General features: G+C 65.1%; 15 protein-coding genes. 8 read left to right on the top strand and 7 right to left on the bottom strand.

Going from position 1 to position 15,617, the window contains the following annotated elements; translation table 11 throughout:
* Positions 1–108: 108 nt before the first annotated feature.
* The gene (locus RZR99_RS18925; RefSeq protein ID WP_323121301.1) at positions 109–816 is read right to left on the bottom strand and encodes a response regulator; all 708 of its coding nucleotides are present in this window, start codon (positions 814–816) and stop codon (positions 109–111) included.
* 324 nt (positions 817–1,140) lie between these two features.
* Here RZR99_RS18925 and RZR99_RS18920 point away from each other — a divergent pair, with 324 nt between their 5' ends.
* Positions 1,141–2,055 (top strand): glutaminase, encoded by a 915-nt coding sequence (locus RZR99_RS18920; RefSeq protein WP_323121300.1) that lies wholly within the window; start codon positions 1,141–1,143, stop codon positions 2,053–2,055.
* Between the two features lie 80 nt (positions 2,056–2,135).
* Here the strand turns inward: RZR99_RS18920 and RZR99_RS18915 are convergent, their stop codons facing one another.
* Complete coding sequence (locus RZR99_RS18915) at positions 2,136–3,041, bottom strand: LysR substrate-binding domain-containing protein (RefSeq protein ID WP_323121299.1); 906 nt, start codon at positions 3,039–3,041, stop codon at positions 2,136–2,138.
* A 166-nt stretch (positions 3,042–3,207) separates the two neighbouring features.
* Between RZR99_RS18915 and RZR99_RS18910 the strand changes: the two genes are divergently transcribed.
* Genes RZR99_RS18910 through RZR99_RS18900 form a run of 3 tightly spaced genes read left to right on the top strand, consistent with a single transcriptional unit; the run spans position 3,208 to position 4,945 of the window.
* The gene (locus RZR99_RS18910; RefSeq protein WP_323121298.1) at positions 3,208–3,750 is read left to right on the top strand and encodes a sugar ABC transporter; all 543 of its coding nucleotides are present in this window, start codon (positions 3,208–3,210) and stop codon (positions 3,748–3,750) included.
* Positions 3,751–3,757: 7 nt separating this feature from the next.
* The gene (locus RZR99_RS18905) at positions 3,758–4,084 is read left to right on the top strand and encodes a hypothetical protein (RefSeq protein ID WP_323121297.1); all 327 of its coding nucleotides are present in this window, start codon (positions 3,758–3,760) and stop codon (positions 4,082–4,084) included.
* Between the two features lie 18 nt (positions 4,085–4,102).
* Positions 4,103–4,945: an MBL fold metallo-hydrolase gene (locus RZR99_RS18900; protein ID WP_323121296.1), complete on the top strand. Its 843-nt coding sequence runs from the start codon at positions 4,103–4,105 to the stop codon at positions 4,943–4,945.
* Between the two features lie 131 nt (positions 4,946–5,076).
* On the opposite strand, the gene RZR99_RS18895 is transcribed toward RZR99_RS18900, so the two are convergent.
* Both RZR99_RS18895 and RZR99_RS18890 read right to left on the bottom strand, forming a co-directional pair.
* Positions 5,077–5,604 carry an SRPBCC domain-containing protein gene (locus RZR99_RS18895; RefSeq protein WP_323121295.1) on the bottom strand — a complete coding sequence of 176 codons (528 nt, stop codon included), beginning with the start codon at positions 5,602–5,604 and terminating at the stop codon, positions 5,077–5,079.
* 290 nt (positions 5,605–5,894) lie between these two features.
* Entirely contained in the window at positions 5,895–6,728 is an 834-nt protein-coding gene (locus RZR99_RS18890) for an oxidoreductase (RefSeq protein ID WP_323121294.1), read from the bottom strand.
* Between the two features lie 94 nt (positions 6,729–6,822).
* Here RZR99_RS18890 and RZR99_RS18885 point away from each other — a divergent pair, with 94 nt between their 5' ends.
* Complete coding sequence (locus RZR99_RS18885; RefSeq protein WP_323121409.1) at positions 6,823–7,794, top strand: AraC family transcriptional regulator; 972 nt, start codon at positions 6,823–6,825, stop codon at positions 7,792–7,794.
* A gap of 100 nt (positions 7,795–7,894) precedes the next feature.
* Here RZR99_RS18885 and RZR99_RS18880 read toward each other — a convergent pair whose 3' ends face one another.
* The 3 genes from RZR99_RS18880 to sfnG all read right to left on the bottom strand — a co-directional run bounded on the left by RZR99_RS18880 (position 7,895) and on the right by sfnG (position 10,617).
* Positions 7,895–8,428 carry a GNAT family N-acetyltransferase gene (locus RZR99_RS18880; RefSeq protein ID WP_323121293.1) on the bottom strand — a complete coding sequence of 178 codons (534 nt, stop codon included), beginning with the start codon at positions 8,426–8,428 and terminating at the stop codon, positions 7,895–7,897.
* A gap of 139 nt (positions 8,429–8,567) precedes the next feature.
* Positions 8,568–9,296: a ribonuclease T2 gene (locus RZR99_RS18875; RefSeq protein ID WP_323121292.1), complete on the bottom strand. Its 729-nt coding sequence runs from the start codon at positions 9,294–9,296 to the stop codon at positions 8,568–8,570.
* Positions 9,297–9,522: 226 nt separating this feature from the next.
* The gene (gene sfnG, locus RZR99_RS18870) at positions 9,523–10,617 is read right to left on the bottom strand and encodes a dimethylsulfone monooxygenase SfnG (RefSeq protein WP_323121291.1); all 1,095 of its coding nucleotides are present in this window, start codon (positions 10,615–10,617) and stop codon (positions 9,523–9,525) included.
* Positions 10,618–11,050: 433 nt separating this feature from the next.
* On the opposite strand from sfnG, the gene RZR99_RS18865 reads away from it, so the two are divergent.
* From RZR99_RS18865 to RZR99_RS18855, 3 genes are read left to right on the top strand one after another with little or no spacing between them, the layout of a single operon-like run.
* The gene (locus tag RZR99_RS18865) at positions 11,051–12,253 is read left to right on the top strand and encodes an efflux RND transporter periplasmic adaptor subunit (protein WP_323121290.1); all 1,203 of its coding nucleotides are present in this window, start codon (positions 11,051–11,053) and stop codon (positions 12,251–12,253) included.
* A 2-nt stretch (positions 12,254–12,255) separates the two neighbouring features.
* Positions 12,256–14,220, top strand: coding sequence for a macrolide ABC transporter ATP-binding protein/permease MacB (gene macB / locus RZR99_RS18860; RefSeq protein WP_323121289.1), 1,965 nt, complete (start codon positions 12,256–12,258; stop codon positions 14,218–14,220).
* A 13-nt stretch (positions 14,221–14,233) separates the two neighbouring features.
* Entirely contained in the window at positions 14,234–15,610 is a 1,377-nt protein-coding gene (locus RZR99_RS18855) for an efflux transporter outer membrane subunit (protein ID WP_323121288.1), read from the top strand.
* Positions 15,611–15,617: the final 7 nt, after the last annotated feature.

Here is a 15,617-nt window from a genome sequence, read left to right as displayed (position 1 = left end):
TCGGGCGCTGGCGGCGGGATCATTTAATCATAGTGATCAATATCCGCCGCCTGTGTCGATTTACCTGTCGTTCTGTCGACTTATGTCGCAGTCGCCCCCCGCAGCCCCCTATTCCCACGCGTGCTTGCTGAACTGATAGCCCTTGCTGCGGATCGTCTTGATCCGTTGCGGGCTGCTGGCGTCGTCGCGCAGCTTGCGACGCAGCTTCGAGATCCGACCGTCGATCGTCCGGTCGAGCCCGTCGAACTCGACGCCGCGCAATTGCAGCATCAGGTCGTCGCGGCTCACCACCTCGCCCGCGTGGCACACCAGCGCCCACAGCAGGTCGAATTCGGCCGACGTCAGATCGGGCGCGCTGCCGTCGGGCAGGCGCACGGTCCGGTTGGCGCGGTTGATCGCGAATTTCCCGAACGTATAGCTCTCGGGCTGGCTGCTGGGCTCGGGCTGGCGCACCGGCGCGCGGCGCAGCTGCGCCTTGATCCGCGCGAGCAGGATGCGCGGCTCCACCGGCTTGTGCACGTAGTCGTCCGCGCCGAATTCGAGGCCGAGCAGCTCGTCGAACTGCTCGTCGCGCGCCGTCACCATGATGATCACGCCGTCGTAGTGCTCGCGGGCCTCGCGGCAGATCTCGAAGCCGTCCTTGCCCGGCAGGTTGACGTCGAGGATCACGAGGTCGGGCTGGCCGTGAAGGATCGCCGGCACGGCCTCGTCGCCGTGCAGCACGGTCTCCACGTCATAGTCATGCTTGCGCAGGTAGCCCGCGATCAGCGTCGATAAGCGGTTGTCGTCCTCGACAAGAAGAATCCGGAAAGGCATGGGCAGTCGGTCGATACGCACGGAATTGATACAAAACAGGGACAGATACCCCATCGTCCGAGTGGTCGAACAACGTTTGTAATATCCCGAAATGTTTCGCATGATACGCGCCGCTGGACGTAGCATGAATTCCATGTTCAAAAAAGGGCTGGATAATTGCCAAAAAAGGCGACCCCGACTATCTCACTTTTGAGCGGCGGCTGCCGGCGGATTTGGCCGGCCGCTCCGCCGGGCGTCGGCGCCCGCGCTTGACGAATCGGCGCCGAAACGGTTCCATACGGGCTCGCTCGACACCGCGCGGCGCCGCGGCGCCCGCCCGATTCAATGAATTACCTCCCGATTCTCGAACGTATCCACTCCGAACTCGCGCCCTGGATCGGCGCGGGACGGGTCGCCGACTACATCCCCGAACTCGCGAAAGTGCCCGCCGATCGCTTCGGCATGGCGATCGTCAAGCTGAACGGCGAGATCTGCACCGTCGGCCATGCGCGCGAGCGCTTCTCGATCCAGAGCATTTCGAAGCTGTTCGCGTGCACGCTGGCCTTCCAGCTGCTCGGCGACGAACTGTGGCAGCGGGTCGGCCGCGAGCCGTCAGGCACCGCGTTCAATTCGCTGGTTCAACTGGAGAGCGAGCGCGGCAAGCCGCGCAATCCGTTCATCAACGCGGGGGCGCTGGTCGTCACCGACGTGCTGGCGCGCCGTTTCGTGCGCGCCGAGACGGCGCTGGTGGAGTTCATCCGGCGGCTGATCGGCGTCAACGACATCGACTACGACTCGCGCGTCGCGCAATCCGAGCTGCAGCACGCCGAGCGCAACCGCGCGATGGCGCACTTCATGGCGAGCTTCGGCAACATGCGGATGCCGCCGGAAACCGTCGTGGACGCGTACTGCCGCCAGTGCGCGATCACGATGAACTGCGTCGAACTGGCGCAGGCCGCGCTGTTCCTCGCGAACGGCGGCGTCGCGCCGATCACCGGCGAGCAGATCGTCGACGCGAGTTCGGCCAAGCGGCTGTCCGCCTTGATGCTGACCTGCGGCACCTACGATGCGGCGGGCGACTTCGTCTACCGCGTCGGCCTGCCCGCGAAAAGCGGCGTGGGCGGCGGCATCGTCGCGGTGCTGCCGGGCGAGATGGCGGTCTGCGTGTGGTCGCCCGGCCTCGATCCGAACGGCAACTCGCTGGCGGGCACGCTGGCGCTGGAGTGGCTGACCACGTATTCGGAGCGCTCGATCTTCTGAGGCGTCGAATACGTCGGTTCGAAACGAAGCGACCGCTTCGCGACGGACCCTCCGGAGGGATGGCTGTTCCGTGATGCGCGTCAGGCGCTGCGATGCGGCGCCGATTCCCGGGCTTCATTCAGCATCCATGTCGCGAATGCCCGCAGCGGCCCCTCGGCCAGTTCGAGCGGTTCGGGAAGGACGAGGCAGAAGTGCTTGGCAATCGCTTTGCCGTCCGGCCACGGCGCGACCAGACGCCCCTGCTCCAGCTCGGCTTCGATATAAAGGCGCGGCACCAAGGCGACACCCAGACCGGCCAGCGCCGCTTCTATCAGCATCGCATGCAGATCGTAACGCGCGCCGATCGCCGAATTGGCCAGCACGATGCCGGACTCCTGCGCATACATCTGCCAGGCGTCGGGGTTTTGTCGCCGGTGAAGGCGCGGCAGATCGTCCAACGACGGGTTCGCTCCGGCGCCCGCGAGAAGCGCCGGACTACAGACCGGCACCAGCACTTCCTCCAGCAGAGGATGCAGATGCATCCCCGCCCATGCCGGGTGCTCGAAATGAATGGCTGCGTCGAAACCGCTGCCGGCCAGAAGGAACGGCTCCATCCGTTCGGCGATATGCACCGTCACGTTCGGATGCCGATTCTGGAAACGTTTCAGCCGGGGAATCAGCCAGCGGGTGGCGAACGTCGGAATGGCGGCGATATCGATGCTCGCGCCTTCGATGGGCTGCCCCATCAGATACAGGCTGTCCCGTTCCAGCCGATCCAGGATCTCGCGCACCTGCACCGCGTATCGCGTGCCGTTGGGTGCAAGCCGTACCCGGTTGCCGATTCGCTCGAACAGGGCGACGCCCAAAAACGCCTCCAGCCGGCCGATCTGACGACTGACGGCGCCCTCGGTCCGCGCCAGTTCCTCGGCGGCTCGGGCAAAGCTCCCGTGTCGGGCCGCAGCCTCGAACGCCAGAAGCGCGGAATTGCTTGGAATCTTGCGTGGCATCGGCGCCTCATCGATCAGAGTGTGTTCGCCGTCAGCTTGAGTAAATATCACTGAAGCCTGACTTTATTTCGTTTTATCCCGTGGAAATGCGAGCTTAGCATGACGTTACCGCACTGAATATCAAACGTTCGCAGCAGGACGGGCCTCCTGCCCGAAGGACAATCCGATGATCTATACCGTGGAATGCAGCTTCGCCGATCTCGACAGCGAAGCCGAATGGAACGACTTCTACAGCCTCGACAAGCTGCCCGCCCTTCTCTCGGTGACCGGGTTTCACACGTCGCAGCGGTTCAAATCGATGAGCGCAGGTTGCCCCCTCTATCTGGCCATCCACACGATCGACGGCCTCGACGTCCTGACCGGAGAGGAATACCGGCGCAAGGGCGGCGGCAATTTCGCGAGGTGGCAGCAGCACATCACCGACTGGCATCGAAATCTCTACGGCGCTATCGGCACCGCTCCAGCGGTAAAGGACGATGAGCGCCTCGTGCTTTGCGCAAGCGGGCCGGCGCCCCTGATCCGGATGGGCGTCACGCCGCTGGCCATGCAGGCCGTCGCGCTGGAGAAGTGTCCGGCGCGCCGTTGGCTGGCCGTCCTGCCTCGGGATAGCGCTCAGTTGGCTGAAAACATCGCCGAGGACATTCACCTTTACTCGCCGATGACAGCGCAGCTGACAAGCGCCCGCCCCCTTCCGACCGAGCAGGAATAGGCCCGCGATGCCCAACGTCACGTTCCATATCGACGCGATGCGGATGCCGTCCGACGCAAGCCTTGCCGAACTTTCGCGCGACTGCGTCGCGCTTTGCACAACCGTTCTCGAAGCCAAGATCAAGAACGTTCACGTCATGTTCCTGGATGTTCGGCATGGGTACGGACACCCGGTCTTCGCGGACATCCAGTATCGCCTCGAGACGTTTCGCACGCCGCCGGTCATGAACCGGTTCATGGAAGCCCTGGATAGCGCGATCGTCCGCCGCACCGGTCTCACGGCGCGCATCCGCCTTTTTGGTTACGCCGCGTCGAACATTCACGCCCGAAATTAGCCAGCCCGGAGAAGCACAATGTCCGCCCTTAGCTTTCCCAGTCAGCAAGTCGGGGATTTCACGATCACCGCCATCAGCGACGGCTATCTCACCGCCAGCCTCGAGCTTCTGTCGAATATCGATACGTCCGAAGCGTCCAGAATGCAGCGCGACGCAGCGCAGAAAGAGCCCGCCGCCGTGCACATCAATTGCTACGTCGTACACGGGGCGGGCCGCACCGTTCTCATCGACGGCGGCGCGGGAGGAATCAAGCAATGGGGCGGCCGCCTGACGGCCAACCTGGCGCTTGCGGGTATCGAACCCGCCGCGATCGACACCATCCTGCTCACCCACGCTCATCCCGACCATGTCGGGGGGCTCGTGAACGGAGCAGGACGCGTCGTCTTCCCGAATGCGGAGCTTGTCGCGCATCGGCGAGAGGTCGAGTTCTGGCAAGACGACGGCAATCTAAGCCGCGCCGGCGAGCGGGCACGCGGTAACTTTCTGATGGCGCGTCAGGTGTTCGATGCCTATCGCGACACGCTCCGTCTGTTCGACGGCGGAGCAGTGCTTCCCGGTATCAGCGCGATGCCGCTGCCGGGACACACCGACGGGCACACCGGGTATGTTCTCGAATCCCGCGATCGGGGCCTGCTCGTCTGGGGAGATGTGGTGCATTTTCCGCACATCCAGATTCGGCGGCCGGATGTATCGATTGCCTTCGATCAAGACGCGGCTCTCGCGGCCGCCACACGGTCGAGGCTGCTGGATCGGGTCTGTTCGGAGGGGCTTGTGATCGCCGGCATGCATCTGGGCGAACTCGGTTTCGCGCGAATCAGGCGAAGCGGCGGGGAATACGGTCTGCTTTATGAGACCGACTGATGGGCGGCCGACCGAAAACGCGGGGGGATGAGGGTTTCCGGCGGGGGACCGTTTTAGCCGCGATGGCTAGGACGGGGTGACAGGCGAACTTCACGCTGCGCGGTAGGGCGTTGCTCAAGGGACCCACCCTGCTATTTCGGCGATCGACCCGACGCCAGCTCGGCTCGCTTTTTCAACGCGTCATTCATCGCATGCATGCTATCGACCGTGTCGTTCAGGACGCTCCGGGTCAGGGTTCCGGCAAGCATGCCGGTGAAGGTTTCACCCTGGATAAAGCGCGTTTTATTGCCCACGGCTTCGAGAATGAAGCGGTGCTCGCCGTCAAAAATTCCGGGAAACCCCACGTACCCTTTCCATCGCAATTCTCGACCAGCCTGCACCGCAAGTATCTTGGGATGAAACACCATTGCGTCCTGCCCCGTCCCCTCTGCAAACTCGATGACGTTGCCCTCGCGAAGCTGTCCACTCAGTCGTGAAATCTCCGGATTCCACGACGGATAGTCGTCGGTCGCCGTGAGGACCGTCCACACCGTTTGAGGCGAGCTGTCGATCAAGATCTCCGTCTCGATCGACCCATTGCGATGCAACGCCAGTATTGTCAGGACGCTCAGGAAAACCACGCCGGCAAAACCGTAGATAACGCGCTTTGCTAAGGTCAAGACGAGTTCCTTGCGGTCGGAGAAATCGCATATTAACCGGTGCGGTGTGTTCGTTACTCCAACCGATTATGGCTTCAAGATTGTTGCGGATTGGCGGCGCGCTTTCGGGCGTCTCAGCTTGGCCGGACCTCGTCTCATGCGATGGGCATAGAACGCCTGCATTTGTGAGCGAGGCGTGCCGATTGCAACGTGTGGCGCAGGTTATCGCTCACGGTCGTCAGATCAGGTCCGCGCGCGGAGTCCGATCTGCTACGGAATGCCGACGCATGACTGTGTGTCTGAGAGACGGATCACCCATCGGTAGAAACCGTCACCCCCTCCCAAGCCCCAATCTCGCCCTCCAACGCAGATAACCTCCCCCTCACGACCTGCAACGCATCGCTACCAAGCAACAAATGCACCGGCGGGTTCTCCGCCCGAATCACATCAAGCATCGCCCGCGCCGCCTTCACCGGATCGCCCAACTGCTTCCCGCTCTTTTCCGTGCGTGCCCGGCGAACCGGATCGAAGATCGCGTCGTAATCGGCAATGGAGCGCGGCGTGCGGCTCATCGACCGGCCGGCCCAGTCGGTACGGAATGAGCCCGGCGCCACCGCGGTCACCGCGATCCCAAAGGGCCGCACTTCCTTGGCGAGCGCGTCCGAGATACCTTCCAGCGCGAATTTGCTCCCGCAGTAATAGGCGATACCGGGCATCGTGATGTAGCCGCCCATCGACGTGATGTTCAGAATATGCCCCCGCCGGCGCGCTCGCATGAAAGGCAGCACCGCCTTCGTCATCGCAACCGCGCCGAACACGTTCACGTCGAACTGGCGGCGCATCTCGGACAGCGGCGACTCCTCCAGAATGCCCTCATGTCCGTACCCCGCGTTGTTGACGAGGACGTCGATCGGGCCGACGTTCGCTTCGATCTCCGCCACAACGCCGTCGATGGCGTCGAATTCCGTCACGTCGAGCAGGCGGGCGAACGCGTTGTCCGCCGACAAGGCTTCGAAGTCCCGCTTCGCCTGCTCGTTTCTCACCGTACCGACCACGCGGTGGCCGGCCGCCAACGCCTCCCAGGCGAGTGCCCGACCGAAGCCGCTGCTGACGCCGGTGATGAGCAAAAGTTTGCTGGATGCCATTTATACGACTCCCGTAGATAGACTGGAAATCGCATATTATTCTTCCAATATCGTCTCAGTAAGCACGTATTTTCTATTTTTCTTGCCTGAAACTATGACCCTCAAGAAAGCCGTGAGCGATCGCTCCCGCTCGTCCGATCAAGCGCAGCGCCGCACGGTCGATCTGCTCCGCACGTTGGCGCCCGACGAGGGCTACAACCTCACGGCGCTTCCCGGCGTGCGGATACTGCGCTCCGATCGCGCGCTATCGCGCACGCCGGTGCTCTACGATCCGGGCATCGTGATCGTGTGCCAGGGACGCAAACGCGGCTACTTCGGCGACAAGCTGTACGTCTACGATGCGCAGCACTACCTGGCCGTGGCCGTTCCCGTTCCGTTCGACATGGAAACGGACGCGACGCCCGCGCGCCCGCTGCTCGCGATTTACCTGCATCTCGATTTCGCGGTTGCCGCGGAGCTGATGCTGCAGATCGACCGTCAGTCGACGGCCGAGCGAACGCAGGCGCCGCAGAGCATGATGTCGAGCCCGATGGATGCGGACATGCGCGCTTCGGTGCTGCGCTTCCTCGAAGCGATGAACCGTCCGCTGGAAGCGGCCGTCCTGGGCCCCGGCCTATTGCGCGAACTGTATTTCCGGGTGCTCGCCGGCACCCAGGGAAGCGCGATGCGGGCGGCGCTGGCGATGAAAGGCCACTACGGAAAGATCGGCCGCGCGCTGCGCTGCATCCACGCCGGCTACGCGGAACCGCTCAACCTGCCGCAGCTCGCCCTGGAAGCCGGCATGAGCATTCCCGCGTTCCACAGCCACTTCAAGGCGATCACGCAGACATCCCCCATGCAGTATCTCAAGTCGACGCGCCTGCATCAGGCCCGCCTGCTGATGGTGCGCCAGGATCTGACCGCGGAGGCCGCGTGCCGTGCCGTGGGTTATACGAGTCCGTCGCAGTTCAGCAGGGAGTTCAGACGGCTGTTCGGTTTGACGCCGGCGGCGGAGACGAAGCGCATGCGGCAGCACTTCGCGATCCCCCCGGTGTTCCCCGATGCGCAATACGTGTCGTCGCACTGAGCGTTGCGCGCGGAGGCCGGATTGAATCGATCAAAGCGCTTCGCGCGAGACGGCGCGAAGCAGCCGGCCCACGCTCGATATGACGCCTCGTGCCGCCCGACTACCGGACGACCCGCTCGTAAAGCGACGCGATATAGCCGCTGGGAAACGGCTTCGTCCCAACCCGGGCGAAGCCCAGAGATTCATAGTAGGCGCACAGCCCGGCGTTCTTTACTTCGCAATCCAGCCGCAAGCGATCGCGGTGGTTGGCGCGAACGAAATCCGCACACCAGTCGATTGCGTAACGGCCGAGGCCCAGCCCGCGAAAACCGTCGCGCACCGACAGTCCATGCACGTAGCCGGCATCGGGCTCCCGCGGCCCCCAGTATTCGTCGTCCTGCCACGACAGCGACAGCATCCCCGCCGGAACCCCGTCCTGCTCGACGACGTATGAGCCGCCCCGATCCAGCATCCGCTGCGCCGTTTCGAGCGTCCATCCGCTGGCGCCCCAGACGGCATCGCCCCGTTTCAGCTTGTATGCGATCGACTCGTTGCGAATAGCCGCGAGCAGCGAGGCATCCCCTGCTCCGGCACGACGGACGTGCCGCCGATGAGGGGACGCTTCCCTCGTGCCGGAACCCGTTGGATTCATCATTTGTGTCGACAGCTCCTGGCAAGACGGCCTGCGCACGGGCCGCGCGGAGCAGGATTGTCGGCGATTCGCGCTCCGTCGTCGAGCGCCCCTTTCGAAACGGCGGCCAGGGTCTTGAAGCACCCCGAACCGCCGCCCGCCCTTACTTCGAGATATAGACGCCGGACGACGGGCAGGTGCCCTGCACGTTGCCGTCCGTCACGAGCGACGCCGTGCTCGGAAACTGCGCCGCCGAGGCCGTCTTGACCGAGATCCACGCCTCGGTGAAGTAGCTGACGCCGTTCGCTTTCGTGCACTTGAGCGACACCGCGCCGCGCGTATTGCTGCCGAACGCGGTTTCGAACGCGGCGAGCAGCTGGTTGCGCGTCACGGTCTTGCCCGTGTTCGCCTGCAGGTAGCTGTTGAACGACGTGTTCGCGAGCCGGCTGATCATGCCCGTCGCCTGGTTCCAGTACGCATCGGGCGAAGCGGCCGACGCGCAAGTGCCGTGCTTGAACCACTCATGCTTATCGAGGCACGACGCGACGCCCGGCATGTAGGTCGACAGCGTGTTGCGGGTGGCCGTGCTGATCGGATAGGCATCCATGCTGCACCACGCATGGCTGTTGTCGAGATCGATGTCGCGTTGCGGCACGCCGCAGTAGAAAGGCTGGTCGCCGTCGTAGTTGTTCGGCCAGAGGCCGTGCAGCGACAGATTCGTCGCCGCATACGAACCGGAGAGATTCGTGCATTCCGGCGTGTCGTGGGTCGCGCAGAAGCCCGGCTCCCAGGATGCCGCCAACAGCAGATAGTCATAGGACTGCGCGCTGGCGAAACCGCAGTTCAACGCAATGACAAGCCCACCCACCACGCGCACGAGCGTTTTGATCATACCGGCCCCTTTTGTAGGTTCGCGGTTGCTGCGTCGCAGCCGCCGCGATGTTGACGAAATGTCGGGTGCCTATTGTGCTTTCGCCAATATTACGTCGTCATGACTAAATGCCGACATGCGGCAGGCGCGCGGCATCGGGCGTGCACCGGCGGGGCGAACGGGTGCTCGGAAGGAGCGAGGCGAGGCGGCACCGGTCCGGTGCCGCTCGGTATGGCGGGAAAAGCGTTCAGGCCGGCTGCGGATCCCGTTGCCGTTCGAGTTCGCGCACCAGCGGCAGCACGCGCTTGCCGAAATACTCGACCTCCTCGTGGTAATGCAGGAAGCCGCCCAGCACCAGATCGACGCCGAGCGCCTTCAGCGCGACGATGCGCGCGGCGATCTGTTCGGGCGTGCCGATCAGATTGGTCTTGAAGCCGTCGTTGTACTGCACCAGATCCTCGAACGACGAGTTCGCCCACATCCCCTTCCCGTCCGGCGCGGCCTTGCCGGCCTGCTTCACCGCGTGGCCGAAAGCCTTGACGGCATCCACGTCGGCATGCCGGACGATGTCGTCGAGCACCTGGCGGGCCTCGTCCTCGGTATCGCGGGCGATGATGAACGCGTTCACGCCGAACTTCACGCGGCGCCCCTGCGCCGCGGCCGCCGCGCTGATCTCGTCGATCTGCGCGCGGTGGCCCTCGGGCGTGTTGCCGTTCATGAAATACCAGTCGGACACCGCCGCCGCCATCTGCCGCGCCGCCGCCGAATTACCACCCTGGAAGATCTCCGGATGCGGCTGCTGCAGCGGCTTCGGCTTCAGCGTGTAGTCGTTGAAGCGGTAGAAGTCGCCCTTGAACGTGAAATGATCCTGCGTCCACACGCCCTTCACCGCGCGGATGAATTCCTCGGAGCGGCGATAGCGCTCGTCGTGTTCGAGCCAGGGTTCGCCGAGCGCGGTGAATTCCCCCTTGAACCAGCCGCTCACGACGTTGATCGCGACGCGGCCCTGGTTCAGCTGATCGATCGTCGCGAGCTGCTTCGCGACGACCGCCGGGTGCCACGGCCCCGGCAGGATCGCGGCGATCACCTTCAGGCGCTCGGTGGCCGCCAGCAGCGCATGGCTGAACGCGACCGACTCGTGCTGGTACTCGGCGCCGTAGCCGGCCGTGAAGCGGATCTGCGACAGCGCGTAGTCGAAGCCGTTCTGCTCCGCGAGCTGGGCGAGACGCCGGTTGTAGTCGATATCCCAGCTGGTGCGCTGCTCGATCTTGCTGACGACCAGGCCGCCGCTGACGTTCGGCACCCAGTAGGCGAACTTGAGAGATTCCTGCTCGTGGCTCATCGAAACATTCCTTGCATGGACAGGCAAACAGCGACATCCGGCCCGCGTGCCGCGCAAGCGGCCGATGCGGACCGGCCAGAGGCCCTCGCGCGCCGTTTCTTCGCACGGCATCTGTGTCGCCGCATCGTAGAAGCGCCGGCCCGTTCGCCCAACCAAGGATTTCGGCTATCGATGCCCGGCACGCACGTATAAGCAAATGAAAGTCGCGATCGGCCGCCGCGGCATGACCGCCGCGCGACAAACCTTCCTCCTACGCAACAAAACCTCGGATTAATCACGCGGAAGCGGGTAAAGAGGCGCGAAAATTGTGAATATCTGTCGGAAAGTTGAGAAGTTTTGTCTCCCCCTTGAACTGGCGGGCCAATCTGTATTCCAATAACCGGTTTGCAATTTCATTACATTCCAACCGTTCGTTCGGACCGCCCGCTCTCTCATGAAAAAAAGTCAACGTCGCTGGATCGGCCTCGCGGTGGGCATCGTCGTGCTGATCCTGCTCGTCGTGCTCTACCAGCACTGGTTCGCCAAGGACAAGGGGCCGCTCTACCTGACCGCGAAGGTCGGCCGCGCGGACCTGGAAAATGCCGTCCTCGCCACCGGCACGCTGCAGGCGTTCAAGCAGGTGGACGTCGGCGCGCAGGTGTCGGGCCAGTTGAAATCGCTCAAGGTGAAGCTCGGCGACAAGGTGACCAAGGGCCAGTGGCTCGCCGAGATCGATCCGGTGCTGCCTCAGAACGCGCTGCGCCAGGCGCAGGCCAGCGAGGACAACCTGATCGCGCAAAAACGCTCCACCGCCGCGCAGCTCACGCAGGCGGAACTCGCGTTCAAGCGCCAGCAGCAGATGCTGCCCGACGATTCGACGTCCCGTCAGGACTTCGAGACCGCGCAGGCCAACCTCGGCGTGCAGCGCGCGGCGCTCGCGTCGTTGGACGCGCAGATCCGCTCGGCCCGCATCCAGATCGAAACCGCGCAGGCCAACCTCGGCTACACGCGGATCATCGCGCCGATGGACGGCGAAGTGGTCGCGATCGTCACGCAGGAAGGCCAGACCGTGATCGCGCAGCAGCAGGCGCCCGTGATCCTGAAACTCGCGGATCTCGATACGATGACCGTCAAGGCCCAGGTCTCCGAAGCGGACGTGATCCGCGTGCATCCCGACCAGAACGCGTACTTCACGATCCTCGGCGAACCGGACCGGCGCTACTACGGCAAGCTGCGCACGACCGAGCCCGCGCCGCAGAACTTCCTCGACTCGCAGAGCCCGATGGGCGGCGGCATGAGCAGCGGCGCCGCCAAAAGCAACACGGCCGTGTTCTACAACGCGCTGTTCGAAGTGCCGAACGCCGACCACCGGCTGCGCATCTCGATGACCGCGCAGGTCAACGTGCTGCTCGGCACCGCGCGCAACGCGCTGAACATCCCGGTCGCCGCGCTCGGCACGAAGGACAAGGACGGCACCTACCCGGTGCGCGTGCTCGGCGCGGAAAACAAGGTCGACACCCGCAAGGTCCGCACGGGCATCAACAACAGCGTGAAGGTCGAGGTGCTGTCGGGCCTGAAGGAAGGCGAGCGCGTGATCATCGGCGATGCGGCGGACCGCGCCGAGGCCGATGCCGCGGCGTCCGGCGCGGGGAACTGACGATGCGGGAGCCGCTGCTGCAACTGACGAACGTCACCCGCCGCTTCCCGGCGGGCGACAAGGACGTCGTCGTGCTGAAGGACGTGAATCTGTCGATCGACGCGGGCGAGATCGTCGCGATCATCGGCGCGTCCGGCTCCGGCAAGTCGACGCTGATGAACATTCTCGGCTGCCTCGACCACCCCACCTCGGGCAGCTACCGAGTGGGCGGCCGCGAGACCGGCGAGCTGACCAACGACGAGCTGGCGCGCCTGCGCCGCGAGCACTTCGGCTTCATCTTCCAGCGCTATCACCTGCTGCCGCACCTCACCGCCGCGGGCAACGTCGAGATGCCCGCCGTCTACGCGGGCACCACGCATGCCGACCGGCGCGCGCGCGCGACCGAACTGCTCGCGCGCCTCGGGCTCGCCGATCGCGCCGAGCACCGGCCGAGCCAGCTGTCGGGCGGTCAGCAGCAGCGCGTCAGTATCGCGCGCGCGCTGATGAACGGCGGCGAGGTGATCCTCGCCGACGAGCCGACCGGCGCGCTCGACACCCGCAGCGGCCAGGAAGTGATCCGCATCCTGCGCGAACTGAACGCGCTCGGCCACACCGTCATCATCGTCACCCACGACGAGCACGTCGCCGCGCACGCGCGGCGCATCATCGAGATCAGCGACGGCGAGATCGTGCGCGACCGCCCCAACCCGCACGACGCGAACGGCGATGCGGCCGCCGAGGCCGGCAGCGACAGCCGCGGGCTGCGTCACGCCGCGCGGCTGTCGGCCGGCTTCGGGCGCTTCGCCGAGGCCTTCAAGATGGCCTGGGTCGCGCTCGTCTCGCATCGGCTGCGCACGCTGCTGACGATGCTCGGCATCATCATCGGCATCACGTCGGTGGTGTCGATCGTCGCGATCGGCGAAGGCGCGAAGCGCTACATGCTCGACGAGATCGGCAGCATCGGCACCAACACGATCAACATCTATCCGGGCACCGACTGGGGCGACAGCCGCAACGACACGATCCAGACGCTCGTGCCCGCCGACGTGACCGCGCTCGGCGAACAGCACTACGTCGACAGCGCGACGCCCGAGACCTCCCGCAGCCTGCTGCTGCGCTACCGGAACATCGACGTCAACGCGATGATCAGCGGCGTCGGCGAGAACTTCTTCCAGGTGCGCGGGATGACGATGGCGCAAGGCATCGGCTTCGGCGCCGACGAGGTGCGGCGCCAGGCACAGGTGGCGGTGATCGACCAGAACACCCGGCGCAAGCTGTTCGGCGCGAATCCGAACCCGCTCGGCGAGGTGGTGCTGATCGACAACCTGCCGTGCATCGTGATCGGCGTGACCGCCGACAAGAAAAGCGCGTTCGGCAACCTGAAAAGCCTGAACGTGTGGGTGCCCTACACCACCGCGAGCGGCCGGCTGTTCGGCCAGCGCCACCTCGACAGCATCACGGTGCGGGTCCGCGACGGCCAGCCGAGCGCGGCGGCCGAGCAAAGCCTCTCGAAGCTGATGCTGCAGCGCCACGGCCGCAAGGATTTCTTCACCTACAACATGGACAGCGTCGTCAAGACCGTCGAGAAAACCGGCCAGTCGCTGACGCTGCTGCTGTCGCTGATCGCGGTGATCTCGCTGGTGGTCGGCGGGATCGGCGTGATGAACATCATGCTGGTGTCGGTCACCGAGCGCACGCGCGAGATCGGCATCCGGATGGCGGTCGGCGCGCGCCAGACCGACATCATGCAGCAGTTCCTCGTCGAGGCCGTGATGGTCTGCCTGATGGGCGGCGCGATCGGGATCGTGCTGTCGTTCGGCATGAGCTTCCTGTTCTCTCTCTTCGTCAACCAATGGAAAATGGTGTTCTCGGCCGGCTCGATCGTGTCGGCTTTCCTGTGCTCGACGCTGATCGGCATCGTGTTCGGCTTCATGCCGGCCCGCAATGCATCGCGGCTCGATCCGATCGATGCGCTCGCCCGCGATTGAGGACGACAAAACCATGACATCGATCGCCCGTTTCCCGCGCCGCGCCGTTGCCCTCGCCTGCGTCGCCGTGCTCGCCGCCGGCTGCGCGAATCCGCGCAACGCGCCGCCCCCTCCCGTCGAGATGCCCGCGCACTGGACCTCGCCCGCCGCGCCGAACGCCGCGCCCGCGCAGGCGCTGTGGTGGCGCAGCTTCAACGACCCGGTGCTCGATCAGCTGATCGAGGACGCGCTGCGCACCAACAACGACCTCGCGGCCGCCGCGATCCGCGTCTACCGCGCGCAGCTGCAGGCCGGGATCGCCAACACCAACCTCACGCCCAACGTCACGCTCGGCGCGACCGGCAGCGTATCGCGCACGCTCGACACGCACGTGATGAGCCGCGCGAGCGCCCTCACCGGCACGCTCAACTACGAGCTGGATCTGTGGGGCAAGCTCGCCGCGCAGCGCGACGTCGCGCGCTGGGAGGTCGAGGCGACCGTGGCCGACCGCGAGGCCGCGCAGCTGTCGCTGATCGGCACCACCGCCGCGCTCTACTGGCAGGTCGGCTACCTGAACCAGCTGATCGCGCTCGGCGACGCGAACATCGCCTATGCGCAGCAGACGCTCTCGCTCGTCCGGTCGCGCTATACGGCCGGCGCCGTGTCGGGGCTCGACGTCGCGCAGGCCGAGCAAAGCCTGTCCCAGCAGCGCGCAGCGCAGACTCAGCTGATCCAGCAGCGCACCGAGAACCGCAACGCGCTCGCGATCCTGTTCAATCGCCCGCCGCAGGTTGCCGCGGCGGAGCCGAACACCCTGCCCGATCAGCCGCTGCCCGATGTGCAGGCCGGCCTGCCCGCCGATCTGCTCGGCCGCCGGCCCGACCTGCGCGCGAAGGAATTCCGGCTGCGCGAATCGTTCGCGAACGTCGAGATCACGCGCACCAGCTTCTACCCGACGTTTTCGCTGACGGGCTCGCTCGGCACGACCAGCACGAGCCTCGAGCGCGTGCTGCAGAATCCGGTCGCCACGCTCGGCCTGGGGCTCACGCTGCCGTTCATTCAGTGGAACACCACCCAGCTGCAGATCAAGGTGTCGAAGACGCAGTACGAGGAAGCGGTCGTGAACTTCCGCCAGACGCTGTACGGCGCGCTGCGCGAAGTGGAAAACACGCTGTCTGCGCGCGTACAGCTCGACAGCGAGGCCGAGCAGCGCCGGCTGTCGCTCGATCAGGCGCAGCGGGCGGAAACGCTCGCGCGTTCGCGCTACCAGGCGGGCGCGAGCGGCGTGCAGCCGTGGCTCGACCAGCAGCAGCGGCTGCGCGACGCGCAAAGCACGCTCGCGCAGAACCAGTTGAACCGGCTCAACAACCAGATGAAGCTGTATCAGGCGCTGGGCGGCGGCGCGAGCTGAGCGGCGG

Source organism: Burkholderia alba, from assembly GCF_034721475.1.
In the GTDB taxonomy this organism is placed as follows: domain Bacteria; phylum Pseudomonadota; class Gammaproteobacteria; order Burkholderiales; family Burkholderiaceae; genus Burkholderia; species Burkholderia alba.
Note: the sequence above shows the minus strand (reverse complement) of the source record. Positions and strands in the feature narration are given on the sequence as shown.

What these genes read in the sequence shown, in the direction of transcription:
- RZR99_RS18925 (WP_323121301.1), bottom strand. Translation starts at nt 816, where the DNA reads ATGCCTTTCCGGATTCTTCTTGTCGAGGACGACAACCGCTTATCGACG.
- RZR99_RS18920 (WP_323121300.1), top strand. Translation starts at nt 1,141, where the DNA reads ATGAATTACCTCCCGATTCTCGAACGTATCCACTCCGAACTCGCGCCC.
- RZR99_RS18915 (WP_323121299.1), bottom strand. Translation starts at nt 3,041, where the DNA reads ATGCCACGCAAGATTCCAAGCAATTCCGCGCTTCTGGCGTTCGAGGCT.
- RZR99_RS18910 (WP_323121298.1), top strand. Translation starts at nt 3,208, where the DNA reads ATGATCTATACCGTGGAATGCAGCTTCGCCGATCTCGACAGCGAAGCC.
- RZR99_RS18905 (WP_323121297.1), top strand. Translation starts at nt 3,758, where the DNA reads ATGCCCAACGTCACGTTCCATATCGACGCGATGCGGATGCCGTCCGAC.
- RZR99_RS18900 (WP_323121296.1), top strand. Translation starts at nt 4,103, where the DNA reads ATGTCCGCCCTTAGCTTTCCCAGTCAGCAAGTCGGGGATTTCACGATC.
- RZR99_RS18890 (WP_323121294.1), bottom strand. Translation starts at nt 6,728, where the DNA reads ATGGCATCCAGCAAACTTTTGCTCATCACCGGCGTCAGCAGCGGCTTC.
- RZR99_RS18885 (WP_323121409.1), top strand. Translation starts at nt 6,823, where the DNA reads ATGACCCTCAAGAAAGCCGTGAGCGATCGCTCCCGCTCGTCCGATCAA.
- RZR99_RS18880 (WP_323121293.1), bottom strand. Translation starts at nt 8,428, where the DNA reads ATGATGAATCCAACGGGTTCCGGCACGAGGGAAGCGTCCCCTCATCGG.
- RZR99_RS18875 (WP_323121292.1), bottom strand. Translation starts at nt 9,296, where the DNA reads ATGATCAAAACGCTCGTGCGCGTGGTGGGTGGGCTTGTCATTGCGTTG.
- sfnG (WP_323121291.1), bottom strand. Translation starts at nt 10,617, where the DNA reads ATGAGCCACGAGCAGGAATCTCTCAAGTTCGCCTACTGGGTGCCGAAC.
- RZR99_RS18865 (WP_323121290.1), top strand. Translation starts at nt 11,051, where the DNA reads ATGAAAAAAAGTCAACGTCGCTGGATCGGCCTCGCGGTGGGCATCGTC.
- macB (WP_323121289.1), top strand. Translation starts at nt 12,256, where the DNA reads ATGCGGGAGCCGCTGCTGCAACTGACGAACGTCACCCGCCGCTTCCCG.
- RZR99_RS18855 (WP_323121288.1), top strand. Translation starts at nt 14,234, where the DNA reads ATGACATCGATCGCCCGTTTCCCGCGCCGCGCCGTTGCCCTCGCCTGC.